31 protein-coding genes are annotated in these 25,470 nt (G+C 75.4%); 18 read left to right on the forward strand and 13 right to left on the reverse strand.

Annotation, left to right across the window (positions count from 1 at the left end; genetic code table 11):
* Nucleotides 1-40: 40 nt before the first annotated feature.
* Together OG774_RS16805 and OG774_RS16810 are read left to right on the forward strand one after the other, a co-directional pair.
* Nucleotides 41-787 (forward strand): SDR family oxidoreductase, encoded by a 747-nt coding sequence (locus tag OG774_RS16805; protein WP_328302457.1) that lies wholly within the window; start codon nt 41-43, stop codon nt 785-787.
* Between the two features lie 29 nt (nt 788-816).
* Nucleotides 817-1,569 (forward strand): SDR family oxidoreductase, encoded by a 753-nt coding sequence (locus tag OG774_RS16810; protein WP_328302459.1) that lies wholly within the window; start codon nt 817-819, stop codon nt 1,567-1,569.
* Nucleotides 1,570-1,576: 7 nt separating this feature from the next.
* Here OG774_RS16810 and OG774_RS16815 read toward each other — a convergent pair whose 3' ends face one another.
* The 4 genes from OG774_RS16815 to OG774_RS16830 are packed head-to-tail and all read right to left on the reverse strand — an operon-like array spanning nt 1,577 to nt 4,185.
* Complete coding sequence (locus tag OG774_RS16815; protein WP_328302461.1) at nt 1,577-2,287, reverse strand: CPBP family intramembrane glutamic endopeptidase; 711 nt, start codon at nt 2,285-2,287, stop codon at nt 1,577-1,579.
* On the reverse strand, nt 2,280-2,684 hold the full coding sequence (locus OG774_RS16820; RefSeq protein ID WP_328302463.1) for a ChaB family protein: 405 nt from the start codon (nt 2,682-2,684) through the stop codon (nt 2,280-2,282). The genes OG774_RS16815 and OG774_RS16820 overlap by 8 nt, the downstream gene beginning before the upstream one ends.
* Before the next feature lie 17 nt (nt 2,685-2,701).
* Nucleotides 2,702-3,481 (reverse strand): HAD-IIA family hydrolase, encoded by a 780-nt coding sequence (locus OG774_RS16825; RefSeq protein WP_328302465.1) that lies wholly within the window; start codon nt 3,479-3,481, stop codon nt 2,702-2,704.
* Nucleotides 3,478-4,185 (reverse strand): dienelactone hydrolase family protein, encoded by a 708-nt coding sequence (locus tag OG774_RS16830; RefSeq protein WP_328302467.1) that lies wholly within the window; start codon nt 4,183-4,185, stop codon nt 3,478-3,480. The genes OG774_RS16825 and OG774_RS16830 overlap by 4 nt, the downstream gene beginning before the upstream one ends.
* A gap of 88 nt (nt 4,186-4,273) precedes the next feature.
* Between OG774_RS16830 and OG774_RS16835 the strand changes: the two genes are divergently transcribed.
* The 5 genes from OG774_RS16835 to OG774_RS16855 all read left to right on the forward strand — a co-directional run bounded on the left by OG774_RS16835 (nt 4,274) and on the right by OG774_RS16855 (nt 7,870).
* Nucleotides 4,274-5,053 (forward strand): enoyl-CoA hydratase/isomerase family protein, encoded by a 780-nt coding sequence (locus OG774_RS16835; protein WP_328302469.1) that lies wholly within the window; start codon nt 4,274-4,276, stop codon nt 5,051-5,053.
* Between the two features lie 68 nt (nt 5,054-5,121).
* Nucleotides 5,122-5,538 carry an organic hydroperoxide resistance protein gene (locus OG774_RS16840; RefSeq protein WP_328302471.1) on the forward strand — a complete coding sequence of 139 codons (417 nt, stop codon included), beginning with the start codon at nt 5,122-5,124 and terminating at the stop codon, nt 5,536-5,538.
* A 52-nt stretch (nt 5,539-5,590) separates the two neighbouring features.
* On the forward strand, nt 5,591-6,571 hold the full coding sequence (locus OG774_RS16845) for an alpha/beta hydrolase (protein ID WP_328302473.1): 981 nt from the start codon (nt 5,591-5,593) through the stop codon (nt 6,569-6,571).
* Between the two features lie 85 nt (nt 6,572-6,656).
* Nucleotides 6,657-7,313 carry a hypothetical protein gene (locus tag OG774_RS16850; protein WP_328302475.1) on the forward strand — a complete coding sequence of 219 codons (657 nt, stop codon included), beginning with the start codon at nt 6,657-6,659 and terminating at the stop codon, nt 7,311-7,313.
* Nucleotides 7,310-7,870, forward strand: a complete 561-nt coding sequence (locus OG774_RS16855) for a copper resistance CopC family protein (protein WP_328302478.1) — start codon at nt 7,310-7,312, stop codon at nt 7,868-7,870. The genes OG774_RS16850 and OG774_RS16855 overlap by 4 nt, the downstream gene beginning before the upstream one ends.
* A 105-nt stretch (nt 7,871-7,975) precedes the next feature.
* On the opposite strand, the gene OG774_RS16860 is transcribed toward OG774_RS16855, so the two are convergent.
* Nucleotides 7,976-8,443 (reverse strand): L,D-transpeptidase, encoded by a 468-nt coding sequence (locus tag OG774_RS16860; RefSeq protein WP_328302480.1) that lies wholly within the window; start codon nt 8,441-8,443, stop codon nt 7,976-7,978.
* 251 nt (nt 8,444-8,694) lie between these two features.
* Nucleotides 8,695-9,231, reverse strand: a complete 537-nt coding sequence (locus OG774_RS16865; RefSeq protein WP_328310994.1) for an O-acetyl-ADP-ribose deacetylase — start codon at nt 9,229-9,231, stop codon at nt 8,695-8,697.
* Between the two features lie 43 nt (nt 9,232-9,274).
* On the opposite strand from OG774_RS16865, the gene OG774_RS16870 reads away from it, so the two are divergent.
* Nucleotides 9,275-9,724, forward strand: a complete 450-nt coding sequence (locus tag OG774_RS16870) for an SRPBCC family protein (RefSeq protein WP_328302482.1) — start codon at nt 9,275-9,277, stop codon at nt 9,722-9,724.
* A gap of 60 nt (nt 9,725-9,784) precedes the next feature.
* Here the strand turns inward: OG774_RS16870 and OG774_RS16875 are convergent, their stop codons facing one another.
* Together OG774_RS16875 and OG774_RS16880 are read right to left on the reverse strand one after the other, a co-directional pair.
* Entirely contained in the window at nt 9,785-10,519 is a 735-nt protein-coding gene (locus OG774_RS16875) for an RluA family pseudouridine synthase (protein WP_328302484.1), read from the reverse strand.
* A complete protein-coding gene (locus OG774_RS16880) occupies nt 10,520-11,710 on the reverse strand; it encodes an isochorismate synthase (protein ID WP_328302486.1) in 1,191 nt (396 codons plus the stop codon).
* Between the two features lie 228 nt (nt 11,711-11,938).
* On the opposite strand from OG774_RS16880, the gene OG774_RS16885 reads away from it, so the two are divergent.
* Together OG774_RS16885 and OG774_RS16890 are read left to right on the forward strand one after the other, a co-directional pair.
* Nucleotides 11,939-13,264, forward strand: a complete 1,326-nt coding sequence (locus tag OG774_RS16885) for a cytochrome P450 (RefSeq protein ID WP_328302488.1) — start codon at nt 11,939-11,941, stop codon at nt 13,262-13,264.
* A gap of 10 nt (nt 13,265-13,274) precedes the next feature.
* A complete protein-coding gene (locus tag OG774_RS16890) occupies nt 13,275-13,670 on the forward strand; it encodes a VOC family protein (protein WP_328302490.1) in 396 nt (131 codons plus the stop codon).
* On the opposite strand, the gene OG774_RS16895 is transcribed toward OG774_RS16890, so the two are convergent.
* Nucleotides 13,601-14,932, reverse strand: coding sequence for an FAD-dependent oxidoreductase (locus OG774_RS16895; protein ID WP_328302492.1), 1,332 nt, complete (start codon nt 14,930-14,932; stop codon nt 13,601-13,603). The genes OG774_RS16890 and OG774_RS16895 overlap by 70 nt on opposite strands.
* A 214-nt stretch (nt 14,933-15,146) precedes the next feature.
* Here OG774_RS16895 and OG774_RS16900 point away from each other — a divergent pair, with 214 nt between their 5' ends.
* From OG774_RS16900 to OG774_RS16920, 5 genes are read left to right on the forward strand one after another with little or no spacing between them, the layout of a single operon-like run.
* Nucleotides 15,147-15,830, forward strand: coding sequence for an energy-coupling factor ABC transporter permease (locus OG774_RS16900; protein ID WP_328310995.1), 684 nt, complete (start codon nt 15,147-15,149; stop codon nt 15,828-15,830).
* Nucleotides 15,827-16,183, forward strand: coding sequence for a PDGLE domain-containing protein (locus OG774_RS16905; RefSeq protein WP_328302494.1), 357 nt, complete (start codon nt 15,827-15,829; stop codon nt 16,181-16,183). Before OG774_RS16900 ends, OG774_RS16905 begins: the two co-directional genes overlap by 4 nt.
* Before the next feature lie 2 nt (nt 16,184-16,185).
* Entirely contained in the window at nt 16,186-16,950 is a 765-nt protein-coding gene (gene cbiQ / locus OG774_RS16910) for a cobalt ECF transporter T component CbiQ (protein WP_274195894.1), read from the forward strand.
* The gene (locus OG774_RS16915) at nt 16,947-17,681 is read left to right on the forward strand and encodes an energy-coupling factor ABC transporter ATP-binding protein (RefSeq protein ID WP_442873883.1); all 735 of its coding nucleotides are present in this window, start codon (nt 16,947-16,949) and stop codon (nt 17,679-17,681) included. The genes cbiQ and OG774_RS16915 overlap by 4 nt, the downstream gene beginning before the upstream one ends.
* A 20-nt stretch (nt 17,682-17,701) precedes the next feature.
* Nucleotides 17,702-18,133: a TIGR03618 family F420-dependent PPOX class oxidoreductase gene (locus OG774_RS16920; RefSeq protein ID WP_328302500.1), complete on the forward strand. Its 432-nt coding sequence runs from the start codon at nt 17,702-17,704 to the stop codon at nt 18,131-18,133.
* Here the strand turns inward: OG774_RS16920 and OG774_RS16925 are convergent.
* Nucleotides 18,121-18,855 carry a Clp protease N-terminal domain-containing protein gene (locus OG774_RS16925; protein ID WP_328302502.1) on the reverse strand — a complete coding sequence of 245 codons (735 nt, stop codon included), beginning with the start codon at nt 18,853-18,855 and terminating at the stop codon, nt 18,121-18,123. The two genes, OG774_RS16920 and OG774_RS16925, sit on opposite strands and share 13 nt — an antisense overlap.
* Nucleotides 18,856-18,943: 88 nt before the next feature.
* Between OG774_RS16925 and OG774_RS16930 the strand changes: the two genes are divergently transcribed.
* Nucleotides 18,944-20,161, forward strand: coding sequence for a methyltransferase domain-containing protein (locus OG774_RS16930; RefSeq protein ID WP_328302504.1), 1,218 nt, complete (start codon nt 18,944-18,946; stop codon nt 20,159-20,161).
* A 159-nt stretch (nt 20,162-20,320) separates the two neighbouring features.
* Here OG774_RS16930 and OG774_RS16935 read toward each other — a convergent pair whose 3' ends face one another.
* Nucleotides 20,321-20,848 carry a GNAT family N-acetyltransferase gene (locus tag OG774_RS16935; RefSeq protein ID WP_328302506.1) on the reverse strand — a complete coding sequence of 176 codons (528 nt, stop codon included), beginning with the start codon at nt 20,846-20,848 and terminating at the stop codon, nt 20,321-20,323.
* A 98-nt stretch (nt 20,849-20,946) separates the two neighbouring features.
* On the opposite strand from OG774_RS16935, the gene OG774_RS16940 reads away from it, so the two are divergent.
* Together OG774_RS16940 and OG774_RS16945 are read left to right on the forward strand one after the other, a co-directional pair.
* Entirely contained in the window at nt 20,947-21,714 is a 768-nt protein-coding gene (locus tag OG774_RS16940) for a tyrosine-protein phosphatase (protein WP_328302508.1), read from the forward strand.
* A 210-nt stretch (nt 21,715-21,924) separates the two neighbouring features.
* Complete coding sequence (locus OG774_RS16945; RefSeq protein WP_274195888.1) at nt 21,925-22,071, forward strand: hypothetical protein; 147 nt, start codon at nt 21,925-21,927, stop codon at nt 22,069-22,071.
* Nucleotides 22,072-22,089: 18 nt separating this feature from the next.
* Here the strand turns inward: OG774_RS16945 and OG774_RS16950 are convergent, their stop codons facing one another.
* Entirely contained in the window at nt 22,090-24,042 is a 1,953-nt protein-coding gene (locus tag OG774_RS16950; RefSeq protein ID WP_328302511.1) for a homocysteine S-methyltransferase family protein, read from the reverse strand.
* Nucleotides 24,039-25,358 (reverse strand): PucR family transcriptional regulator, encoded by a 1,320-nt coding sequence (locus OG774_RS16955; protein WP_328302513.1) that lies wholly within the window; start codon nt 25,356-25,358, stop codon nt 24,039-24,041. The genes OG774_RS16950 and OG774_RS16955 overlap by 4 nt, the downstream gene beginning before the upstream one ends.
* Between the last annotated feature and the right edge of the window lie 112 nt (nt 25,359-25,470).

Raw genomic sequence — 25,470 nt, forward strand, 5'->3', positions numbered from 1 at the left:
ACGCCTCCTCGGTGACCGGCATCGATGTGGGGAGGACCGCGTGAGCACACCGCTCGAGGGCACGACGGCCGTGGTGACGGGCGCGTCCAGCGGGATCGGCGAGGCGACCGCGAGGGCGCTGGCCTCGGCGGGAGCGCGGGTGGCACTGCTCGCACGGCGCCGCGACCGGCTCGAATCGCTGGCCGGCGAGCTCGGCGACCGGGCCGTGGCCTACGAGGTGGACGTCACCGACGACGAGGCCGTCGCGAACACCGTCGAGGAGGTCGTGCGGGACCTGGGCGGCGTCGACGTGCTGGTGAACAACGCGGGCTACGGGTCGATGACGCCCGCCGCCGAGGCCGATCTCGCCGAGTGGCGGCGCATGGTCGACGTCAACGTGGGCGGCGTGCTGGGCACGACGCACGCCGCGCTCCCGCACCTCGTGAAGGCCGCCGAGGGCGCGCGGGGTATCGCCGACGTGGTCACGATCTCGTCGGTCGCCGGGCGGAAGGTCGCCTTCCCGGCGGCCAACGTCTACGCCGCGACGAAGCACGCCGTCGGCGCCTTCTCCGAGGCCCTGCGCCAGGAGCTCGCCGGGCGCCACGTGCGCGTCGGGCTCGTCGAGCCGGGGCTGGTGCGCAGCGAGCTCACCGAGGACAACGGCGCCGCCCAGGACGCGGAGTCCTCGATGGAGCTGGGCCTCATGGAGGCCGAGGACATCGCGGACGCCGTGGTGTACATGGTCACGCGCCCGCGCCGCGCCGCGGTCAACGAGATGCTCGTCCGGCCGACCGGACAGACCCGTTAGCCGGCACGCCACCGGGTACGCCCGGTCGCATGACAGGACGACTGGACGGGACCACCGCGATCGTGACCGGTGCCTCGAGCGGCATCGGCAACGCCACCGCCCGCGCGCTGGCGGCCGAGGGCGCCGCCGTGGCGCTGTTCGCCCGGCGGCGGGACAAGCTCGAGGACCTCGCGGGCGAGCTCGGGAGCAGCGCGAGCGTGCACGAGGTCGACGTCGCCGACGCCGACGCGGTGCGCGCCGCCGTGGACGAGGCCGCTGCCGAGCACGGGGGCGTCGACGTGCTGGTGAACAACGCCGGCTACGGCTCGATGGACCTCGCCCGCGACGCCGACCTCGCCGAGTGGCAGAAGATGGTCGACGTCAACCTGCACGGCGTCCTCTCGACGACCCACGCCGCCCTCGGGCACCTGGCGCAGGCCGCGTCCAGGGGCTCGCGCGGGATCGCCGACGTCGTGACGGTCAGCTCGGTCGCCGGGCGTTCGGTGACCGGGCCCGGCAGCAACGTCTACGCGGCCACCAAGCACGCCGTCGGGGCGTTCTCCGAGGCGCTGCGCCAGGAGCTCGCCGACCAGCACGTCCGGGTCGGGCTGGTCGAGCCCGGGCTGGTCGACACCGAGCTCACCAACACCGGCGACGAGAACAAGCCGGACGCCTCGCAGGCCTCCGAGCTGGGTCTGCTGCACGCGGACGACATCGCCGACGCCGTCGTGTGGATGATCACGCGCCCGGCGCGGGCCGCCGTCAACGAGGTGCTCGTCCGGCCGACCGAGCAGACGAACTGAGTCCGGTCTAGGTCTGGCCGCCGACCGCCAGCACCAGCGCGAACGAGATGAGGTTGAACGTCGCGTGAGCGGCGACCGGCGGCCAGATCGAGCCGGTGCGCTCGTAGAGCACGGCGTTGACGACGCCGAGCAGCAGCGCGGCGGCGAACACGACGTTGAGGCCGTGGGCCAGCGCGAACACCCCGGCCGAGAGCACGACGGCGACGACCTGCCCGAGGCGGCGCAGGACGCCGTAGCCCACGCCCCGGAAGAGCAGCTCCTCACCGAGCGGGACGACGAGCCCCCCGATGAGGACGACCAGGGTCGCGGCCACCGGGCCGCTGAAGAGGGTGAGCGCGGCCTGCGGGTCCGACGTGTCCCCGGTGATCGCGACGTAGGCGAGGATCAGGGCGCGCGAGACCAGCCACACGACCACGCCGAGTCCGACGCCGGCGAGCACCGTGCGCACGGGGACGCGGACCAGCCCGACGGCGGCGAGCGAGCGCACCCGCAGCGAGAGCGCGATCGCGACCGCCGCGAGCGCCGAGACGCCCGCGATCGCCACGAGCACCGGGGCGGGCGGGACGCCCTCGGAGAGCAGGCCGGCCACGACGGCCAGGGCCAGCTGGACGACCAGGTAGGACAGGGTCGCGACGCCGAGTTCGAGCCAGCCCAGCGACGGGCGGGTGGTGGGCGGGGGGTCGGCAGGGTCGGCGGCGGGAACGGCCGGTTCAGTCACCCCGGGCCTTGCGCGTCTCCCTGTCGTTCGCCTTCTGGATGGCGTCGACCAGCTCGTCCTTGTCCATCGTCGAGCGGCCCTCGACGCCGAGCTGCTGGGCGCGCTCGTAGAGGTGCTCCTTGCTGGCGTTGGCGTCGACGCCGCCGCCGGGCTCGCCGCTGGGGTTCGCCCCGCCGCTCTCGGCACGCGAGTCCGAGGGGCCCTTCTCCTCCTTGGGCTCCCAGTGGTCGCCGACCTTCTCGTGGGTGTGCTTGAGCGCCGCGTACGCTGTGCGACTCGCGCGCTCGCCGGCGCCATAGGTTCCCTCGGCGGATTCCTTGGCCTCGGCGTAGGTCTTGCGCGCACTCTCGGGCGAGCGCTGCAGCGTGGACGGCAGGTCCTCGTAGTCCTCCGGCATGTCCGCGAAGTACCCGGTCAGCCCCGCACGCCCACCTCCAGGTGGGCGACGCTCTGCACCACCTGGTTCGGGCGGTAGGGATAGCGGTCCATCTCGGCCGGGTCGGTGACCCCGGACAGCACCAGGATCGTGTGCAGCCCGGCCTCCATCCCGGCCACCATGTCCGTGTCCATCCGGTCGCCGATCATCGCGGTGGTCTCGGAGTGCGCACCGATGGTGTTGAGTCCCGCGCGGATCATCAGCGGGTTGGGCTTGCCGACGAAGTACGGGTCCTTGCGGGTCGCGTGGGTGATCAGCGCGGCCACGGAGCCGGCGGCGGGCAGCGTGCCCTCGGGCGACGGGCCCGTCGCGTCGGGGTTGGTGACGATGTAGCGGGCCCCGCCCTGGATCAGCCGGATCGCGCGGGTGATGGCCTCGAACGAGTAGGTCCGGGTCTCGCCGATGACGACGTAGTCGGGATCGCGGTCGGTGAGGATGTAGCCGATGTCGTGCAGGGCCGTGGTCAGCCCGGCCTCGCCGACGACGAACGCGCTGCCACCCGGACGCTGGTCGTTCAGGAACTGCGCGGTCGCGAGCGCGCTCGTCCACAGCGACGACGCGGGGATGTCGATGCCGCTCGCGTGCAGGCGCGCCTGCAGGTCGCGCGGGGTGTAGATCGAGTTGTTGGTCAGCACGAGGAACTGCTTGCCGGCCTCGCCGAGGCGGCGGATGAAGTCGTCGGCACCCGGCAGGGCGTTCTCCTCGTGGACGAGCACCCCGTCCATGTCGATGAGGTAGCTCTCGAGGTCCTCGGTCATGCGGTCTCCCGGCGCAGGTGCGTGTCGAAGAACCGCAGGATGCGGCCCCAGGCGTCCTCGGCCGACGGGCGGTGCAGGCCCAGCCCGAAGACCGCCAGCGGCGGCGGCATCGGCTCGAGGAAGCTGTGGTTGGCGTCGGGGTAGGTGCGCACGTCGTGCTCGACGCCGAGGGCGGTGAGCGCCGACTCGAGACGCTCGGGGTGGCCCTTCAGGGACGGGTCCTTGCCGCCGAAGCTCGCGACGACGGGGCAGATGCCCTCGAGCTCGCGCTCGGCGTCATCGGGCACCCGGCCGTAGTTCGGGGCGGCCGCGGCGAAGTCGTGGCGCGCCGCCGAGATGAGCGCGAAGCCGCCGCCCTGGCAGAACCCGATGACGCCGACGCGGCCCGTGCAGTCCTCGCGGCCGGCGAGCCAGCGGCGCGCCGCCTCGATGTCGTCGAACACCGGACCGGTGTTCGTGGTCATCGACCTCATCGTCGCCGCGATGCAGCGGGGTCCTCCGCCGCGGGCGGTGTAGAGGGCGGGCGCCACCGAGAGGTAGCCCGCGGCGGCGAGGCGCTCGGTGTGCTCGCGCAGCGTTCCTCGCAGGCCGAACGCGTCCTGCAGGACGACGACGCCGGGGAACGGGCCGTCGCCGACCGGGGGCACGGCGAGGAACGCAGCCTGGTGACTGCCCGCGGAGGCGGGGATGTGCAGGTCGGGCACGTCTGTCGTCCCTCGATCATCTCGGCCGGTGCTGGTGGGGTCGAGCGTGGCAGCATCGCCGGGCCCGTGCGCAACGAGGGGAGTGCCCGTGAGTGACCCCGAACGGATCCGGGTCGAGCAGTCCGACGGCGTGTGCCGGCTGGTGCTGGCGAGCCCCGAGCGTCACAACGCCGTCGACCACGCGTTCGGCCGGAAGTTCCTCGCGGCCCTGTCGGGCCCGGCCCGGGACGCCCGCTGCGTCGAGATCGTCGCCGAGGGCGCGAACTTCTGCGTCGGCGGCGACATCTCCGGCTTCGCCGCGGAGCCCGACCGCAGCCTCTCCGAGCTGGCCGACGCCGTCCACGCCGGTCAGCGGGCCCTGCTCGACCTCGCCGCGCCCGTGGTCGTCGCCGTCAACGGCTGGGCGGCGGGCATCGGGCTGTCGCTGGCGCTCTCCGGTGACCTCATCGTGCTCGGCGCGGGCGCCCGGCTGCGGCCGGCGTACACGGCGATCGGGCTGACCCCCGACGGCGGCATGACCGCGCTGCTGCCCGCGGCGGTCGGGCGGGCGCGGGCGATGGACATGTTCCTCACCAACGCGCCGATGGGCGCCGCCGAGGCGCTGGCCTGCGGCCTGGCGTCGCGCGTCGTCGCCGACGAGGACCTGCGCCTCGCGGCCGACGGCATCGCCGGGGGGATCGCGGCCGGCCCGTCCGAGGCGCTCGCCGCGACGAAGCGGCTGGTGCGCCGGGCCGGCGGCGTGCTCACCGACGCCCACCTCGACGCCGAGGCCGCGAGCATCGGCGAGCGCGGGCTCTCCCCGGAGGGCCGCGAGGGCATCGGGGCGTTCCTGGAGAAGCGTCCGCCGCGATGGCCGACGGCCACGTGAGCGATCCGCGTCGTCAGGGCGACCCATCTCACTCACGTGGCGACGCCATGGCGGGTACGCCGGGTCGTATGGACATCAAGTACACCGCCGAGGCCACGTCGTCCGGCGACGCCCGCAACGGCCACGTCCGCTCGTCGGACGGCATCATCGACCAGGACATGGCGATGCCCAAGGAGATGGGCGGGCCGGGCGGGGCGACCAACCCCGAGCAGCTCTTCGCCGCGGGCTACGCGGCCTGCTTCCACCAGGCCCTGAAGCTGGCCGCCGGCCAGGAGAAGGTCGACGTCGACTCCTCCAGCGTCGACGCTCAGGTCGGGATCGGCCCGGACGCCACGAGCTTCGGGCTCCAGGTGTGGCTCACCGTCAACCTGCCCGGCGCCGACCAGGAGACCGCCGACCGCCTCGCCGCCCGCGCCCACGAGCTGTGCCCGTACTCGAAGGCGACGCAGGGCAACATCGACGTCCAGGTGACCGCCCAGGTGTGACACCTGCGGCCTGACGTGACGGGCGCTCGCCCGGTGGGCAAGGCTCCCCGGCGTGCGCCTCCCTCTCGGCCTCCGTCTCCTCGGCGCCCTGCGCCGCCACCTCGGCGGTTCGGTGGCCCACCTCGCCCCCGCCGCCGTCCCCGCCGCCCGGGAGGCCGTGCTGCGCCTGCAGCACGGCCCGCTCGGCCGGGTGGTCATCGGTCCGGCGGCCCGCGACGTGACGATCATCGACGCCCACCTGCCCACTGCGGCCGTGCCCGAGGGGCTGCCGGTGCGCGTCTACCGGCCCGCGGGCAGCGCGTCCCCCGCGCCCGTAGTGGTCAACTTCCACGGCGGCGGTTTCGTGCAGGGCGACCTCGACCAGTCCGAGTGGTTCTGCGCGCACGTGGCCCGCGAGGGCTCGGTCGTGGTGGTCTCCGTCGACTACCGCCTCGCGCCGGAGCACACGTTCCCGGTGCCCGCGCAGGACTGCTACGACGCCGTGGCCGCGCTCGTCGCCGACGCCCGCGCCTGGGGCCTCGACCCCACGCGCGTCGCGGTCATGGGCGACAGCGCGGGCGGCAACCTCGCGACGGTCGTGTGCCTGATGGCCCGCGACCGGCGTCTCGACGGCCATCTCGACGGCCGCGACGCGCCGGCGATCGCCGCGCAGGTCCTCGTCTACCCGGGCACCGAGATGGTCGACGTGCTGCCCTCCGAGCGGGCGATCCCCGTCGCCCCGATCCTCTCCGCCGCCGACATCCGCGGCTTCCACCAGCTCTACCTCGCGGGCGCCGACGGCACGCACCCGTACGCGTCGCCGCTGCGTGCCGAGCTCGCCGGCCTCCCGCCCGCGCTGGTGCAGACCGCCGAGCACGACCCCCTGCGCGACCACGGCGAGCGCTACGTCGAGGCCCTCGACGCGGCCGGGGTGCCGGTGCGCCACACCCGCTACCTGGGCGCCGCGCACGGCTACGTCGCGACCGCGACCCTGACGCCCCGGACCTCGCTGCAGGCCGTCGCCGAGATCGCCGCCTTCCTCCGCGCCATGTGAGCGGATGTCGTGGCTGTGGGCACGACGTCCGCGCACAGGGCGTCCGGGGCTGCGCACCGTGCGCCGCGGGCTACCGTGGGGTGCCGTGACCCCCGACCGAGCGACCCCGGCGCGCGCCGTGCTGCTCGGTCTCGTCGCGGCCGTCCTCGGGGTCGCCGCGCACGGGGAGGCCGGCGGACCCGTCCTCGCGGGCCCGCCCGCGATCGCCGTCGTCGGCGCCGTCGCGCTGGGCACCGCCCTGCTGGGCGCCCGCCCGCACTCCGTGGCCCGCCTCGCCGCCGTCCTCGCCGGCGGGCAGCTCGCCCTCCACCTGGCGCTGCCGGGCGACGCCGCGGGCCACGACCACCACGCGGCCGGGTCCGGCGCCGGGCCCGGCATGGTCGTCGCGCACCTGGCCGTCGCGGTGCTGGTCGCCGGCGGGATCGTCCACGCCGACCGCGCCCTCGCCCGCGCCGCCCGCCGTCACCTGCGACGCGTCGCCGTCTGGGCCCGCCTGCTCGACGGGCCGCCGCCCGCTCCGGCCGCGGCGACGCCCGTGGCCGCCCGACCGGCGCGCGCCGCCCGGGTCCGCCGCGCGGCCGTGGGGCACCACCCGCGTCGGGGTCCGCCGTCGCCGCACCGGACCGGGTTCCGCCCGGTCCGCGCCGCGACGCCACCCCGACCCGGAAGGACCCCCTCATGCCCACACCGCGGACCCCGTCCGCCCGCACCCACCGTCGAGGTCCGCTCGCCGTCCTGGTGACCGGCCTCCTCGCCCTGACCGTCCTCCTGCTCACCGCGGGCACGGCCAGTGCACACGACGTGATCACCGGAAGCGACCCGGCCGACGGCTCGACCGTCCCGACCGCGCCCACCCAGGTCTCGGTGACCTTCGACGAGACCCCGCAGCCCGAGGGCGCGGCCCTGACCGTCGTCGGCCCCGACGGCGCCCGCCACGAGCAGGGCGCGGCCACCGTGCGGGACAAGGTCGTGTCGGTGCCCGTCGGCGCGCTGCCGCAGGCCGGGCAGTACGAGATCGGCTACCGGATCGTCTCCAGCGACGGCCACCCGGTGAGCGGCTCGGTGACGTTCGACCTCACGACTCCGTCCGCGCCCGCAGCCGCCGCGACGACCGGCGCTCCCGCCCAGGCGGCGCCGGCCGACCACTCGGGTCATTCCGACGGCTCCGCGCCTCCCTCGCCGGCGGCCTCCGCGGGCCCCGACACCGGGAGCGGCGGGGTGCCCGCGTGGGTCTTCGTCGTGATCGCGATCGTCGTGGTCGGTGGCGCCGCGGCACTCGTGCTGCGCCGCCGGGCCTGACACACCGGGCCTGACACACGGCGGGACGAGGGGCACCCCCCTCGGGTGCCCCTCGTCCCGTCGCGCCCGGCCGCACCGATCAGGATCGAGGGCGCCCGGACGGCCTCACTCGACGATCTGGACCCGGTCGTTCGGGTTCAGGTGCTCGAAGAACTGCTTCGCGTCCTCCATGCCGAGGCGCACGCACCCGGCCGACTGACGCTCGGTGCTGCCCCCGTGGAACGCCCGGCCGCTGTTGTCGAAGAACACGGCGTACGGCATCGGCGCGCCCTCGTACTCCTGACTGACGTGGTGGCGCTCCTTGCGCTGGATCACGAAATCGCCGGTCGGGGTCTCGTGTCCCTCGGAGCCGTGGCTGTTGACCACGGGCCCGTGGACGACGTCGCCCCGGCCGTCGAGCAGCCAGGCGCGGTTCTCGGAGAGGTCGACGCAGGCCTTGATGCGGGCGTCGGTGCACGACGTCCCGTCGATCCCGCCGCCCCCCGCAGTCGGTGCGGCCGAGGCGATCCCACCCAGCTGCAGCACGCCCAGACCGACGGCGGCCACCGAGACCGCGACCCGTCCGGTCGGCACCCCGCGCTGCGCCCCCCTGCGATGCCTACCCGACATGCGTCCTGCCCCTCGCTCGCCGCACACCCCCGTCCGCTGCCCGGACGGGAGGACCGCGGTTGTCACCGGCGATCTGTGGGGCACAACGACTCGGTGACGGCGGGGTCACGGACTGTTCAGGTGGTCCGTCGCACGTCACCTACACCGGTTCGTGGCGCAACCGCTGTGGGTCTGGCACGTCGTCCGCGCAGACGCTGCGGACACACCGGGACGATTCACCCATTCGATTGGGCTGCTCGGGCGAACGCCGCGTAGACCTCGTCGCTGAAGAGGACGAACCGCGCCTCGCGCACGGCAGTCTTCGCCTCCCGCACGGCCGTCAGGGCGATCCGGGCGGCGTCGTCGAGCGGCCACCCGTAGACGCCCGCGGATACCGCAGGGAACGCGACGGTCGCGGCGCCGATCTCGTCGGCCACCCGCAGCGACTCGCGGTAGGCCGAGGCGAGCAGGTGCGAGCGGTCCTGGGACTTCGCGTAGACCGGGCCGACGGTGTGGATCACCCACCGCGCCGGCAGGTCCCCCGCGGTGGTCGCGACCGCCCGACCGGTCGGCAGGCCGTCGGGCAGCGTGGTGCGCCGCAGCTCGCGGCACGCCTCGAGGATCGCCGGGCCGCCGGCCCGGTGGATGGCCCCGTCGACGCCCCCGCCCCCCATCAAGCCGGAGTTCGCCGCGTTGACGACGGCGTCCACCTCGGCCGCGGTGATGTCGCCGCGGTGGAGTGTGATCTCCGGGGTGCTCTCCGGGGTGCCCATGCGCCCCGAGTACCCCGCGGGGGGACCTGACACGATCGACGGCGTGAGCGACACCCAGATCTCGGTCACCGCGACCGTGGACGCCCCCGTCGAGCGGGTCTTCGCCCTGCTCGCCGACCCCGACCGTCACCCCGACATCGACGGGAGCGGGACGGTGCGGGCCTCCCACACCCACCTCGCGATCACCGAGGAGGGCGACGTGTTCGTCATGGAGATGGAGAACCCGACGCGCGGTCACTACCGGGTCGAGAACCACGTGGTCCGCTACGAGCCCGACCGTGCCCTGGCCTGGATGCCGGCGAAGCCCGGAGAGCGGCCGTCGGGCCACGTCTGGGGTTGGGAGCTCGCGTCCGAGGGCGACGATCGCACCGCCGTGACCCACTTCCACGACTGGGCGGACGTCACCGACCCGGCGTTGCTCGACCGGATCCGCGAGGTCACGCCCGACGAGATGCGGGCGACGATCGAGAACATGGCCGAGGCGCTGGCCTGACCGAGGCGCCGACCTGACCGACGGCCGCCTCGTCGAGGTGCTTCGGAGATCGAAGCGTCCCTACGAGAAGTCGTACGCCGGCGCGAGCTCGCGGAAGTCCTCGCCCGGGGACGCCTCGAGCTCGTGGCGCGTGCCGTCCGGGCCGGTGAAGGCCAGGCGCCAGGCGTGCAGGCCGGTGCGGGTCGGCGGGTTCTTCGCGAACAGCGGGTCGCCGACGAGGGCGTGGCCGATCCAGGCGAGGTGCACGCGGATCTGGTGGCGGCGCCCCGTCGTCGGCGTGACCGCGAGCAGGGTCCGCTCGTCGCCGACCCACAGACGCTCGAAGGCCGTCGCCGACGGGTAGTGGTCGCCGGGCAGGACGGCGTCGTCGGGGACGGTCCAGGCGTCGCCGTCGCGGGTGATCGCCTCGCGCGGCGCCGCGATGCGCACGCGGTTCTTGCGGCCCACCGACAGCGGCAGATCGATGGTCCCGCGCTCGGGCAGACCGGTGCCGGTGGCGACGGCGAGGTAGGTCTTCGCGACGGTGCGGTCGTTGAACTGGCGGGTCAGGTCGCCGTGCGCCTCCAGCCGGCGGGCGAAGAGCACCAGCCCCGAGGTGACCTTGTCGATCCGGTGCGCGGGCCACAGCGTCTCGCCCGCGTCGCGCGCCAGGCGGACGACGTCGGTGTCGTGGCGCTCGCCCATCACCGACCAGCCCGCGGGCTTGTCGAGCACAAGCAGGTCGTCGTCGCGCAGGAGCTCGCGGCCGTCGCGGAGCTCGTCCCAGGTCTTCACCCCGCTCAGCCCCGCCCCCACTCAGCCCTCGTCGAGGCCCAGCGCGTCGAGCAGGGTCCGCAGCTTCACGGTGGTCTCGGCGAGCTCGTCGGGCGGGGACGAGGCGGGCACGATGCCCGCGCCCGCCCAGAGCCGGACCCGGTCGCCCTCCACCTCGCCGCAGCGCAGCGCCATGACCCACTCGCCGTCGCCGCGAGCGTCGGTCCAGCCGACCGTGCCGGTGTAGAAGCCGCGGTCGAACGGCTCGATCTCGTCGATGGCGCCCGCGGCGTCGGCGCGCGGGACGCCGCACACCGCCGGGGTCGGGTGCAGGGCCTGCGCGAGGTGCAGGGCGGAGACCTCGGTGTCGGCCACGCGCGCCCGCACCGTCGTCGACAGGTGCCACAGCGTCGCGGTGGCGACCAGCGACGGGCCGTCGGGCACCTCGAGGTCGTCGACGAGGGGGCGCAGGCGCTCGACGATGTCGTCGACGACCAGTGCGTGCTCGTGGCGGTCCTTCGCCGAGGCGAGCAGGGCCTCGCCGCGGCGGCGGTCCTCGGCGGGATCGGTCGACCGGGCGGCGGAGCCGGCCAGCGGATTGACCCTCACGTGGTGTCCGTCGCGGGCGAGCAGCAGCTCGGGGCTCGCGCCGAGCAGCGTGCGCGGGGTGCCCGTCCGCGCGGGGGGCAGGTCGACGGCGAACAGGTAGAGGCGCGGGTCGCGACGGGCCAGGGCGCGCAGCATGGGGACGGTGTCGACGGGCCGGTCGGCGAGGACCTCGAGCGTCCGGGCCAGCACGACCTTCTCCAGCGGACCGGCCTCCATGCGCGCCAGGGCCTCGGCGACCATCGCCTCGTAGCGCGCGGGCTCGGGCACCGGCCGGGCGACGCCCGTGACCGGGGCGTGGGCCTGCTCGGCGGTCAGCACGGCGCCGAGCGCGCCCGCGCGCTCGACGTGCTCGGGGACGACGAGGTGGGCGCTCGCGGTGGCGTCGTAGGGCAGCGCGCCGACCGCGACCGCGGGCGATCCCGATCGTGTGCCGACCTCGCGCAGGCAGGCCAGGACGGCGTCCGGGTCGGCCGACGGCGGGCGGGCGCGGACGCCGCGGGTGAGCATCGCGCCGCGCGGACCCGAGAACCACGAGCCCTCGCCGGGCGCCCAGGACCGGAGCAGGCGGACCGGATCGGTGGCGCCCTCGGTGGACGGGCGTCGAGCCGCGCTGGTGCTCGTCACGTCCCGCCTCCTGTCGTGTCGGTCCCGTCGGCGGCCCGGTGGCATCGTGGGGCCGTCCGTTCTCACCCTCCGCGCCGGGTCCTGCCCGGTCCAGCGGACCGGACGTGACGCTCCGCACCGGTGGTCGGGACCGGTGCGCCACGGTACGGCGGGTACCCGCCGCCCGTCCGAGGAGGCGACGACACAGTGACGACGGATCAGGCACCCCCACCTGTGACACGGCGGGCGATGCCGCGGTGGCGCGCCGACCTCCGCCTGGGCACGCGCATCGCCGTGATGCGCGCCGGCGGCCTCGCCCTGGCGCTGCGCGGCGACCCCGTCGCCCGGCTCATGCACAAGCCCTGGCGCCTCGACCCGTACCCGACCTACGCCCGGCTGCGCGCCGCGGCGGCGGAGACGGGCGGCGTGGCCCGCAGCCGCACCGGCATCAACGCCGTCGCCACGCACGAGGCCTGCACGGCCGTCCTGCGCGACCGCCGCTTCGGGGTGCGGCTCGCGGACGGGCGGATGCCGTTCGACCCCACCGACGACGCCGGCTCGGCGAGCAACGCCGACCCGACCGACCCGGGCACCGCGCTGATCGAGCCGATCGACCTCTCGCTGCTCGCCCTCGACGCCCCCGACCACACGCGGCTGCGTCGCCTCGCCCAGCCGACGTTCGCCCCGAAGCGCCTCGCGCAGTACCGCGAGACGGCGCGGGCCGTCACCGGCCGCCTGCTCGACGACGCCACTGAACGGTCAGCCCGGGGGACGTTCGACCTCACCACCGACCTCGCCGCGCCGCTGCCGATCAGCGTCATCGCCGAGCTGCTCGCGATCCCCGACGTCGACACCCCGCGCTTCGCCCGCTGGGGCCGGGCGCTGGGCGCGGCGCTCGACGGAGTCCGCTCCGTGCGCCACGCGCACGCGCTGTCCCGGGCCACGGCCGACCTGCGGGCGCTGTTCGCCGACCTCGTCGAGCGCCGCCGCGCCGACCCCGGCGACGACGTGATCTCCCAGCTCGTCGCGGCCCTCGACGAGGACACGCTGACCCTCGACGAGCTCGTCTCGCTCGCCCAGCTGCTGCTCGTCGCCGGCTTCGAGACGACGACGAACCTCGTCGGCAACGCCGTGCGCGCGCTCCAGGCCACGGGCACCTGGGACGACCTGGCCGCCGACCCCGGGCTCGCGGCCGGTGCCGTCGAGGAGACGCTGCGCTTCGACCCGCCCGTCCAGCTCACCGCGCGGTTCGCGCACGAGGACGTGGAGATCGGCAGCCGGAGGCTGCGTCGTGACTCCGGCGTGCTCGTCCTGCTCGCCAGTGCGGGCCGCGACCCGGCCGCGCACCCCGACCCCGACCGCTTCGACCCCCGCCGCGAGCAGACCACCACGCACCTGGCGTTCTCCGGCGGCGCGCACTACTGCCTCGGCGCCGCCCTGGCCCGCATGGAGGGCGAGGTCGCGCTGGAGATGCTCGCCGAGCGGATGCCGCGCCTACGGCCCGCCGGGAAGATCGAGCCCCGCGTCGCGACGGTGCTGCGCGGGCCGATCCACTTCCCGGTCCGCGCGGACTAGGTTTGGCGCCGTGCCCGAACTCCCCTCCATCTCCCACGTCGCGCTCTCGGTGACCGACCTGGCCACGAGCCAGCCCTGGTACGAGCGCCTCTTCGGCGTGGAGCCGGCGATGACGCTGTCCGACGGCCCGTTCGAGCGGAAGGTCTTCGCGCTCGCCGGCGGGCAGCTGTTCGGGCTCACCGCGCACGACGGCGCCCGCTCCGGCGACACGTTCGACGTCGTCGCGCCCGGCCTCGACCACGTCGGGTTCTCCTGCGCCGACCGCGCCGCCGTCTCCGCGTGGCAGGCCCACCTCGACCAGATCGGGGTCGTGCACAGCGGCGTCGTCGAGGCCGACTACGGCTGGGCGCTGTCGTTCGTCGACCCCGACGGCAACGCGCTGGAGTTCTTCGCGCTCGCCGGCTGAGCGTCCCGGCGCGCCCAGGACGGCGCGTGCTCGGGCAGCACGCCGACCCCGACCAGGTACGCCGGGATCGCCTGGAGCGCCGGCACGCGCTGCAGCAGGCGCAGCGGCAGCGGCAACCGCTCGCGGCCGGGCGCCTGCTCGCTCTCGCCGAGCACCGCGGCGATGACGCCGCGGTGGGCGATGCGCTGGCCGGTCTGGGTCGCCCAGGTCGGCCACCAGCGCCGGCGCTGCACGCGGGCCGCGGCGCGGTCGACCGCGGCCGGGTCGGCGGGTGCGGCCGCGAGCACCGGCGCGAGCAGCCGCGCGGCGGCCACGGCGTCCTGCACGGCGAGGTTGATTCCCACGCCGCCGACCGGGGACATCGCGTGCGCGGCGTCGCCGAGGCAGAGCACGCCGGGCGCCGACCAGCGCCGCAGCCGGTCGAGGGTGACGCGCAGCAGCTTCACGTCGTCCCAGGACGCCACGCCGTCGACGCGGTCGCCGAGCCAGGGGTGCAGCTCCCGCAGGTCGTCGCGCAGGGTCTGGATCGGCTGCCGCCGGTGCTCGGCGTCCGCGCCGCGCGGGATGAGGTAGGCGACCTGGTAGTAGTCGCCGCGGTCGAGCATGATCACGAAGCGGCCCTCCGTGACGCGCCCCAGACCGCCCGCCGGGTCGGCGCCCTCCCCGCGCGGCAGCCGGAACCACCACACGTCCATCGGGACGGGGTGGTCACGCAGCGGGAGGCCCGTCAGGTCGCGCACGCGGGAGCTGCGCCCGTCGCAGGCGACGACGAGGTCGGCGGCCAGGTCGTGCTCGGTGTCCCCGGTGTCCCCGGTGCGGTCGCGCCACCGCACCCCGGTGACCCGGCCGCCGCGCCGGCGCAGGTCCGTCACCTCGGCGTGGCGCAGCAGGGTGAACGTCGGCTCCTCCTCGGCGGCCGCGGCGAGCATGTCGAGCAGGTGCCACTGCGGGACCATCGCGATGAACGGGTGCCGGACCGGGAGCCGGGACAGGTCGGCGACCGTCGCCGGGCCCGCGTCGAGGACGACCCGCGCCTGCTCGATCGGCTTCCACGGCAGCTCGGCGAAGCGGTCCCAGAGGCCCAGCTCGTCGATCAGCGTCATCGTCGAGACGTGGACGGTGTCACCGCGGAAGTCCCGCAGGAAGTCGCCGTGCTTCTCCAGCACGGTGACCTCGACCCCGGCCCGCGCGAGCACCAGTCCCAGGACGATCCCGGCGGGCCCGCCGCCGACGACCGCGCACGTGGTCCGCTGCTGTGCCATGGGGACCCTCCCTCTCTCGGCGCCCGGCCAGCATGCCCGAACCGGGCGAACAGAACGACGGTCCTCGCACACCCTCCGTTCGGCCAGTACACGGTTGTCGCAGGAGTAGTGCGACAACGACCCTCCTGCGACACACTGACCGGCGTCGCCCGTCCGGGTGGCGCCACGCCGGACGCGGGGGTGAGTCGTGGAACCGCACACCGACCTCGTCGCCATGCACATGAGCGACGGGATCGTGAACGCACCGACCTCGGTGATCTTCGGGCTGGTGGCCGTGCTCGGCCTGGCCGTCTGCGTCGCCCGGGCCCGCGGTGACCTGGACGACCGCACCGCGCCGATGGCCGGCCTGGTCGCCGCGTTCGTGTTCGCGGTCCAGATGCTGAACTTCCCGATCCTCCCGGGCGTCAGCGGTCACCTGCTCGGCGGCGCGCTGTGCGCGATCCTCGTGGGCCCCTACGTCGGGGCGATCTGCGTGTCGATCGTGCTGCTGCTCCAGGCGCTGCTCTTCGCCGACGGCGGTCTCTCCGCGCTCGGCATGAACATCACGAACATGGCGCTGATCGGCACCTTCGTCGGCTACGGCGTCGCCGTGGCACTGCGCCGCGTCGCCACCCGCAGCCGGGGCGGCCTCGTGGTCGTCGCGTTCGTCGCCGCCTGGGTCAACACGGTCGTCGCGTCGCTGGGCTTCGTGCTCGAGTACGCGATCGGAGGGCAGGGCCTGGCGCTCGGCACGGTGTTCGGGCTGATGACCGGGTTCCACGCCCTCATCGGCATCGGCGAGGGGATCATCACCGCGCTCACCGTCGGCGCCGTCGCGGCCGTGCGCCCGGACCTCGTCAACCTGACGCGGGGTGCCGTGCCGTCGCTGACGATCAAGAACCAGGGAGTGCGGTCGTGAAGAAGCTCCCCGTGGCGTTCTACGCCGGCTTCCTCGTCGTCGCCCTGCTGCTGGCCGGCGTCGTCTCCTACGCCGCGAGCAGCAGCCCCGACGGCCTCGACGCCGTGACGCAGACCGGCTGTGAGCTCGACGAGGCCGGCGAGCCCGTCGGCGGCACGTGCATCGCGCAGAACGCCGGCGAGCACGCCACGGCCGGCAGCCCGCTCGCCGACTACACGGTCGGTGGCTCCGAGGGCACGACCGGGATCGCGGGCGTGATCGGCGTGCTCGTCACCCTCATCGTGGCCGGGGGCCTGTTCTGGGTCCTGCGACGGCGGTCGTCGAAGGACGAGACGCCCAGCCGGGTCGAGTAGCGGTGGGTGCCGGTCACGCCCACCCGCTCTACCGGGCCGGCGACTCGGTGGTCCACCGTCTGCCCGCCCACGTGAAGATCGTGGTGGCCTTCGTCTTCGTCCTGGCGGTGGTGGCCACGCCGCGCGAGGCGTTCGCGGTGTTCGGGCTGCAGTTCCTGCTGCTCGTCGGGGTGTGGACGGTCGCCCGCATCCCGCCCGGGTGGCTCGCGGCGCGGGCGCTCATCGAGGCGCCGTTCGTGGTGCTCGCCGTGCTGCTGCCGTTCTTCGCGACGGGCCCGCGGGTCGAGTGGATGGGGATGTCGCTGGCCGTCGACGGCCTGCTCGCCGGCTGGAACATCCTGGTCAAGGGCACGCTCGGCGTGCTCGTCTCGGTCACGCTCGCCGCCACCACCCCGCTGCGCGACCTCGTCTCCGGGCTCTCGCGGCTGCGCGTGCCGTCGATGGTGTGCGTGATCGCGACGCTGATGCTGCGCTACCTCGAGGTCATCGCCGCCGAGGCCCGGCGGATGCGCCTCGCCCGCGTCTCCCGCGGCCACGACCCGCGCTTCGTCTGGCAGCTCGGGGCGACGGTGCGGTCGGTCGGGGCGCTGTTCCTGCGCTCCTACGAGCGCGGCGAGCGCGTGCACCTCGCGATGCTCTCCCGCGGCTACACCGGGACGATGCCGGCGTTCACCACGGCGTCCGCGTCGACGGCGACCTGGTCGGTGGCCCTGGTGCCGGCCGTCGCCGCGGCGCTGCTCGCGATGTCCGGATACTGGGCCTGGTGACGGTCCCTTCCCTCGAGGTCTCGGGGCTGGCGTTCGCGTACCCCGACGGCCACCAGGCCCTGTTCGGCGTGGACCTGCGCATCGAGCGCGGCGAGCGGGTCGCCCTCCTCGGGCCGAACGGGGCGGGCAAGACGACGTTGGTGCTGCACCTCAACGGCGTGCACCGGGCGGGCGCGGGCACCGTGCGCGTCGGGGGGATGGAGGTCACCCGCGAGCACGTGCAGGAGATCCGCCGGCGCGTCGGCATCGTCTTCCAGGACCCCGACGACCAGCTGTTCATGCCGACCGTCGCCGACGACGTGGCGTTCGGGCCTGCGAACTTCGGGGTCACCGAGCCGGAGCTGGCGCTGCGGGTCAAGGAGGCGCTCGAGGCCGTCGGCGTGGCCGAGCTCGCCGACCGCTCACCGATGCACCTCTCGGGCGGGCAGCGCCGGCGTGCCGCCCTGGCCACGGTCCTCGCGTGCGATCCCGAGATCCTCGTGCTGGACGAGCCCTCGACCCACCTCGACCCCGTCGCGCGCCGCGAGCTCGCGGAGGTCCTGCTGGGTCTCGACCGGACGATGCTCATGGTCACCCACGACCTGCCGTACGCGCTGCAGCTCTGCCCGCGCTCGGTGGTGATCGACGGCGGGGTCGTCGTCGCGGACGCCCCCACCCGCGACCTGCTCGCCGACGCCGACTTCCTGCGCGCCCACCGGCTGGAACTGCCGTTCGGCTTCGCTCTCGACTGACCGCGTGCCAGGCTCACGCCATGGACCTCGACGACTTCCGCGAGCGAGCCGCCGGTGAGCACTTCCTGGTCGTGGTGTCGACCGCGCGGGCCGACGGCTCGATCCAGTCGTCCGTCGTCAACGCCGGCGTGATGGACCACCCGGTGCACGGGACGCCGATCGTGGCGCTCGTGGCCGCGGGCGGATCGGTGAAGCTCGCCAACCTCCGCGCCCGACCGCGGATGACGGTGACGGTGCGCGCCGGGTGGCGCTGGACGACCGTCGAGGGCGCCACCGAGATCGCCGGGCCGGACGACGCCCTCACCGGGGTCGACGATGTCCCCGCCCTGCTGCGCGAGGTCTTCACGGCCGCCGGCGGGACGCACGACGATTGGATCGAGTACGACGCGACGATGGCGCGCGAGCGGCGGGCGGCGGTCCTCGTGACGCCGACGCGGATCTACGGGGTTTGAGGCGTCCCGGGGTCCTCCGATGCACCCGACAGGCTCGACAGCATCCGCACGACGTGGCCCTCGACGGCCTCGCGGTCCAGGCCGAGGCCGGTGAGCGTGCCCGCCCCGTCCTCGTGCTCGAGCAGCGCGAGCAGGATGTGCTCGGTGCCGACGTAGTTGTGCCCGAGCCGCAGCGCCTGGCGGAACGTCAGTTCCAGCACCTTCTTGGCCGCGCCGTCGAAGGGGATGAGCGCGCCGATCTCGTCGGACCGGGCCGGCAGGGTGCCGAGCAGCGTGCGCCGGACCGTCGCCGGGGCGACGCCGAGCGCCGTCATCGTCACCACCGCCAGCGACTCGGGCTCGTGGAGCAGCCCGAGCGCGAGGTGCGCCGGCGTGATCTCGGCGTTCTCCGCCGACCGGGCCTCCTCCTGGGCCTTCACCACGACGTTGCGGGCGCGCGGGGTGAAGCGGCTGAAGCCCTCCTCGGGGTCGATCTCGCCGGACCCCTTCGGCACGAACCGCTTCTGGGCGGCCTGCTTCGTGACGCCCATGCGCTTGCCGATGTCGGTCCACGACGCCCCGGAACGCCGGGCGCGGTCGACGAAGTGGCCGATGAGGTGGTCGGCGACCTCGTCGAGGTGCTCGGCGGCGAGCACCGCGTCCTGGAGCTGCTCGAGGGCGTCGGAGTGGACCGAGGTGATGGCGTTGATGAGGTCGTCGAGGCGGACGTTGGTCGGCGGCATGCGTCCACTGTAGGTTGACGAACCGTTGATCGTCAACCTTGAGTGGACGTTTGCTCCTCTCACGGTGTGAGGTCCTAGCGTTCCTCCCATGACGCGCGGGCGGACGGTCGGCGAGCTCGCCGAGGCCACCGGGCTGTCGGTGCGGGTGCTGCGCCACTGGGACGAGCGGGGCGTCGTCTCGCCGTCGCGCACCCCGGCGGGCCACCGCCTGTACGACGCCGACGACGTCGTGCGCCTGCACCGCGCGATCACCCTGCGCGCGCTGGGCCTGCGGCTCGACCGGGTCGCCGCGCTGCTCGACGGCACCGACCCCGACCCGGCGGCGACGCTGCGCGCCCACCTCGCGGGGGTGGACGCCGACCTGCGCCGGCGCCGGACGGTGCGCGACCGCCTCGCCGAGGTCCTCGCGGACACCGGCGACGACGTCCTGTCCACCGTGCTCCGGGAGATGACCATGATCGGGTCCTACGTCCACGGCTACCACGAGTCCGAGGCGACGCGGCTGCGCGACCAGGCCGCCACCCTCGCCGACCTCCTGCACGACGGCGTCACGTTCCCCGACGGTGCCCACGTCCTCGAGCCCGGCTGCGGGGTCGGCGCGCAGACGGTCGTGCTCGCCGCGCGCAGCCCCGGCGCCCGCTTCACCTCGATCGACCTCACCGAGACGCAGGTGGCCGCCGCCCGCGCCCGCGTCGAGGCGGCCGGCCTCGCGGGGCGGGTCGACGTGCGCGCCGGCGACGTCCACGACCCGCCGGTGCCGCCCGGGACCGTCGACCACGTCGTCGTGTTCTTCCTGCTCGAGCACCTTCCCCGCCCGGAGGAGGCCCTCGCCGCGCTGCGCCACGTGCTGCGGCCCGGCGGGACGATCACCGTGGTCGAGGGCGACCACGGCGCCACCTCGTTCCACCCCGACTCGGACGACGCCCGCGCCGTCATCGCATGTCAGGAGGTGCTCCAGCGCCAGGCCGGGGGCGACGCCGGGATCGGCCGGCGCCTCCACCCGCTGCTCGCGGCGGCCGGGTTCGACGACGTCACCGTGGTGCCCCGCACCGCCCACGCCCACGCCGGGCGTCCCGACCTGGCCGACAGCCTCGTGCGCCGGACCTTCACCCCGATGGTCGCCGGGGTGCGCGAACCGGCCCTGGCCGCCGGACTGATCACGCCCGAGCGTTTCGACGCCGGCGTGCGCGACCTCCTGCGCACCACCGGGCCCGGCGGGACCTTCAGCTACACGTTCTTCCGCGCCACCGGGACGAGGGCCGCGTCCACGACGTCGACCACCCGGACGAACCCGAGCCGCGCGTAGAGGGCGTTGCTCGCACAGCGGCACGGCGCCGCTGCTCCGACCGTCTCCGAGCTCGCCAGATCGATCTCTCGACAGTGCCGTCAGAGTTGCCGGGTCACTCCCCAGGCCGTCCCACTCTCACGACACTCCCGAGAGATCGAAGTGGAGAGCTCCCGCCGCTCAGTCGATCCAGAACCGCCGCAGGGGCACGCCGCCCGGGCCGTGGGGGTTGACCGGCCACTCGGGATCGGGCCAGCCGCCGCAGCGCGCGATCACGGCCAGCGAGCCGGCGTTGTCCTCGCGACAGGTGACGAGGACCCGGCCGATCCCGAGGTCGCGGGCGACCTCGAGGCTGCGGCGCAGGATCGCCGTCGCGTACCCGCGGCGGCGTTCGGCGGGCAGCACCGCGTACCCGATGTGCCCGCCCTCGGCGCGCAGCGTGTCGGTGAGCGTGTGCCGGATCGACGTGCGGCCGACGACCCGTCCGTCGACCTCGCCGTAGAGGTACGTCGACGCCACCCGGCCCGGCGGCAGGTCCGCGCCGCGGTGCTCGCGCTGGAGCCGGTCCAGGTAGGCCAGCCAGGGCTCGGTGTCCGGGCGCAGACCGAAGTCGAACCCGTCCGCGGCGAGGGCGGCCTGGGCCTCGCGGGCCACCGGTTCGTCGGACGGGCGGGGCGCCCGCAGCACGAGCGTGTCGTCACCCTCCACGGGATCACCCTGGCACCCGGGAGGTGAGGTCGCGCACCACGGGCCGGGCACGGCGGTCGGGCGCGGGACCATGGAGGTCCCGACGAAGGAGAACACCGGTGCCCGCGACGCGCACGGACCTGAACGTCCCCGACACCGGAGACCTCCCGGACGTCCGCCACCTCGCCAACCTCCGCGACGTCGGCGGGATGCCGACCGTCGACGGCCTGCGCACGCGGCCCGGGGTGCTGTGGCGCTCCGACGCCCCGCTCGCCGACGACGCCACGACGCACGGCCCCGGCGGGCTCGCCTGGCCGCCCGGCAGCGTGATCGATCTGCGCAACCCCGAGGAGCTCGACGGGCGGCCGCACCCGCTGGTCGCCCTCCGCAGCGAGCTGACGCCGCTGCCGCTGATCCAGGCCCTCGCCCCCGAGGTGCTCATGCGAGACGCGCCGCCGGAGAGCCGCCAGCGCCGCGGTCTCGACGAGCTGTACATGCTCCTTCTGGGCATCGGCGAGGCATGGCTGCCCGCGCTGGTCCGCGTGGCCGCGCACGGGCCGGGTCCGCTGCTCGTGCACTGCGCGGCGGGCAAGGACCGCACCGGCGTCGCGGTGGCACTGCTGCTGCGCGCCGCCGGCGTCCCGCGCGACGTCGTGGCCGCGGACTTCGCCGCCACCAACGACCACCGGGTCGCCCTGCGCGACCGCCTGGTCCTCCAGGGCTCGGCCGCACCGGGTGCCGACCCGGAGCGCGTCGGCGTCGACCTCGCGCACCTCGAGCCCGTGCTGGACCAGCTCGACGACGACCCCCGCGCGCCGTTCCGGGCGGCCGGCGTCTCCGACGCGGACCTCGACGCGTGGCGCGCTCGACTGGTCGAGGGAGCCTGACGCGGCATCCGGCGCAGCGTCCGGCGCACGCTGTGCCGGGACACAACGCCACCGCCGTGATCTCTGTGGGCGGACACAGTGCCCGGCCGTCGGCGGACGCGAAGACTGGAGGGTGCCGGGCCGACAGGACCCGTGACCCACCGGAACGTGAGCACCGAGGTGACGAGGATGAACGCCCCGACGACGTGCCCCTGCTGCGGAGTCGTGGTCATGCCACGCGAGATGTCGTACGACTACGACGGCGAGACCGTCGCCTCGCTGACGCGCGAGGTCGCCTACCTGCGCGCGACCATCGCCCACCTGCGCGGCACCCCGCAGCCGACGCCGGCCGTGCGGCGGGCCCCCGTCGCGGTCTGACGAGTCGCGGTCTGACGGCTAGGCGCCGGCGGCGGCGTGCAGCCGCGCCACCGCCGTCGCCGGATCCAGCCCGGGCCAGGCCGGCCCGGACCAGCGGACGACGACCCCCTCGACCACGTTGGCGGCCGCACCCACGAGGTCCGCAGCCAGCGACAGCCCCGTCCGCGCCGCCTCCGGGCCGTCGCCGGCGCGGCGCATCGTGTCCATGACGGCGTCCGGGACGACGACGTCGGGCACCTCGTGGCGCAAGTGCTCGGCCTGCGTGTAGCCGGTCAGGGCCCCCACCGACGCGAGCACCGGCACACGGCAGCCCGCCTCCGCGAGCGCGTCGACGATCCGCCGGAGCCCGTCGAGGTCGAACACCGGCCGCGAGACGAGGAACTCCGCCCCCGCCTCGACCTTGGCCATCGCCCGCGCGGCCTCGTGCTCGAGGTCGTCCGAGCCCGGCGTGAAGCGCGCGCCGAGACGGAACGCCGTCGCCGTGCCCAGCTGCACCCCGTCGATGTCGACGCCGCGGTTGAGGCCGGCCGCCGTGCGCAGCAGCTCGGCCCCGTCGACCTCCCACACCCCGTCGCGGACCGCCTGCTCGGCGTGCACCGGCGGGTTGCCCGTCTCGCAGACCAGCGTGCGCAGACCCAGGGCGTGCAGCCCGAGCAGGTCGGCCTGCAGGGCGAGCAGGCCCGTCTGCCAGCTCGTCACCGTCAGGGCGGTGTCGACGTCGACGCGGTCGTGGAGGTGCACGGCGAGCGCGGCGCTGCTGGTGGTCGCGCGCCGGGCGCGGGGCCTGCTGACCCACAGCACCGAGGCGCCGCCGGCCACCGCGCGCCGGGCCCGGGCGAGGTGCTCGGCGGGCCCGCCCGCCCCGGCGACCTCCGCGGCGACGAGGAACTCGCCCGCCCCGCGGTGTCGCAGCCAGCGGTCGACGGCCCCGCGGGCGTCGGGCCCGCTGCCGGGACCGGGGTCGTCGGGCTCGGGCTCGGGAGCCGCGCGGCGGCCCTCGACGATGCGGATCGGCCCGCTCCCGGGGGCCGGGTCCGCGACGGGCGCGGACGACGGCGCCCACGCGTCGTGCGTCGTCAGCGCCGTCGCGGCCGCCGCGGTGTGCTCCGGGGTCGTGCCGCAGCACCCGCCGACGAAGCGGGCGCCGGCCTCGACGTAGCGCAGCACGTAGCGCGCGAAGTGCTCCGCGTCGCCCGCGAAGCGCACGCTGCGGTCGGCGACGACGTGCGGCAGGCCCGCGTTGGGCTGCGCGGCGAGCGCGAGCCCGTCCGTCGGCCCCATCCGTCGCACCACGTCGAGCAGGCCCTGCGGACCGAGCGTGCAGTTGCTGCCGATCGCCACCGTGCCCGCGTCGGCGAGGCGGGCGACGACGTCGGCGGGTGACTCGCCGGCGGTGGTCAGCGGGCTGCCGTCCTCGTCGACGAACGTCGCCTCCGCGACGACGGGCAGGTCGGTCACCTCGCGGACGGCGCGCACCGCGGCGAGCAGTTCGTCGGCGCGGCTGAAGGTCTCGAGCACGACGAGGTCGACCCCGCCCTCGACGAGCGCCTCGACCTGCTCGCGGATCGCCGCGGCGGCCGCCGGCGCGTCGACGGCGCTGCCCCGGCCCGGCTGGGTCACCGGCGAGACCGAGCCGGCCACCCAGGCGGGGCGGCCGGCACCGTCGCGCGCGGCGGCGGCCAGGCGCGCGCCGGCGAGGTTGACCTCACGGGTGCGCCGGGCGAGCCCGTGGCGTTCCAGGCGCGGCCGCGAGGCGCCGAAGGTGTGGGTCTGGAGGACGTCCGCGCCGGCGGCGAGGTAGCGCTCGTGCAGCGCCGTGACCAGCTCGGGGGCCACGACGCACAGCTCGGCGCCGGGCCCCTCCACCCGCACGCCGCTGGCCCGGGCGAGCGTGCCCATCGCGCCGTCGCAGAGCAGGACGCGGCGGGCGAGCGCTGCGGTGAAGGACTCGGTGGCGAAGGACTCGCTCACGCCTCCATCTCCCCCAGGATCTCCAGTGCCACCTGGGCGGCGAGGCGGTCGCGGTAGGAGTCGAGGTCCAGGCCGCTGAGCTCCTCGGCGCGCCGCAGCCGGTAACCGACGGTGTTGGGGTGGACGTTCAGCGCCCGCGCCACCCGCTGCGGGCTGCCGTCCTCGCGGAAGTAGCGGGCCAGCGTGCGCAGCAGTTCGACGGTGCGCTCCGACCGGTCGGTCGCGAGCCGCCCCAGTACCTCGCGGGCGAAGGCGCGCGCGGCGTCGGGGTCCGGGATCTGCAGCAGGAGCCGGTGCACCCCGAGCTCGTCGAAGCGCAGCACCCGCCCCGCGCGACCGAGCCGGCGGGAGGCCAGCAGGGTCCGGCGCGCCTGGTCGTAGGAGGCGGCGATGTCGGCGGGCTCGGAGACGGGTCCCCCGACGGCGACGGTCACCGGCCAGCGGGCGTCGGGGTCGGGCACGCGACCGCGGGCCAGCCGGCGGGCGCACGTGGCGCCGACGGTCACGGGGTCGGCGGTCTCGGGGACGACGGCGACGGTCTCGGTGTCGCGCACGACCGTCAGCGCGGCGGGGGCGGCGGCGAGCAGGTGCTCCTCGGCCTCGCCCAGCAGGCTCGCGGGCCCGGCGCCGTAGGCGTCCTCGTCGTCCGGGGACACGACGACGACGCGGTGGGCGACGCCGTGGTCGTAGCCGACGTGCTCGGCCCACTGGGCGGCCTGGTCGGCGTCGCGGGCGCGGTCGAGCAGCAGCCCGGACACCAGGTCGCCCCGCACCTGGCCGGCCGCGGTGGCCAGCACGCGGTCGCGTCCGTGGAGCACCCCGACGACCGTGGCGGCGTGCTCGGCGACCAGCAGCAGGACGTCGTCGCCGGCCAGCGCCTCGGGGCGGTCGCGGCTGGCGGTGTCCTCCTCGGCGAACACGAACGCCGGCACCTCGCGACCGAGCAGCACCGGGGCGACGACCTGGCCGCGCAGCCAGGGTCCGGGCACGCGCAGGGCCCGCCCGGCCGCGGCGGCCACCTCGAGGGTGCGCGGCCACGCCGCCGTGCGGGCGTCGGCGCGCACGAGGGCCGAGGCCTCCGCGACGCCCATGCCGGGCGCGGCCGCGGCGAGCACCTCGCGCTGCGGGCCGACGACGGCGGCGAGCACCCCGAGCTCGCCCGCCATCACCGCGGCGACGGCCTGGGCGTCGGCGGACGGGGCGGCGACGAGCCCGGACAGGCGGCGGTAGAGCGCGACGAGCCCGCGGGGCCCGGCGCCGTCCCGGCCGCGCGTCGGCGCACCGGTCCGGATCTGGCCGGCCTCCCGCGTCGTCACCCGGCCCATCCTGCTCTGTCTCCGACGCTCGTGGGAGCCGAGCGGGTGACCCCCGGCCCACCGGGTGCGGACGTCCGGGTGATGATCGGGGTCCGACCACCGACCCGGGAGG

The organism is Actinomycetospora sp. NBC_00405 (assembly GCF_036044095.1).
Classification (GTDB): Bacteria; Actinomycetota; Actinomycetes; order Mycobacteriales; family Pseudonocardiaceae; genus Actinomycetospora; species Actinomycetospora callitridis.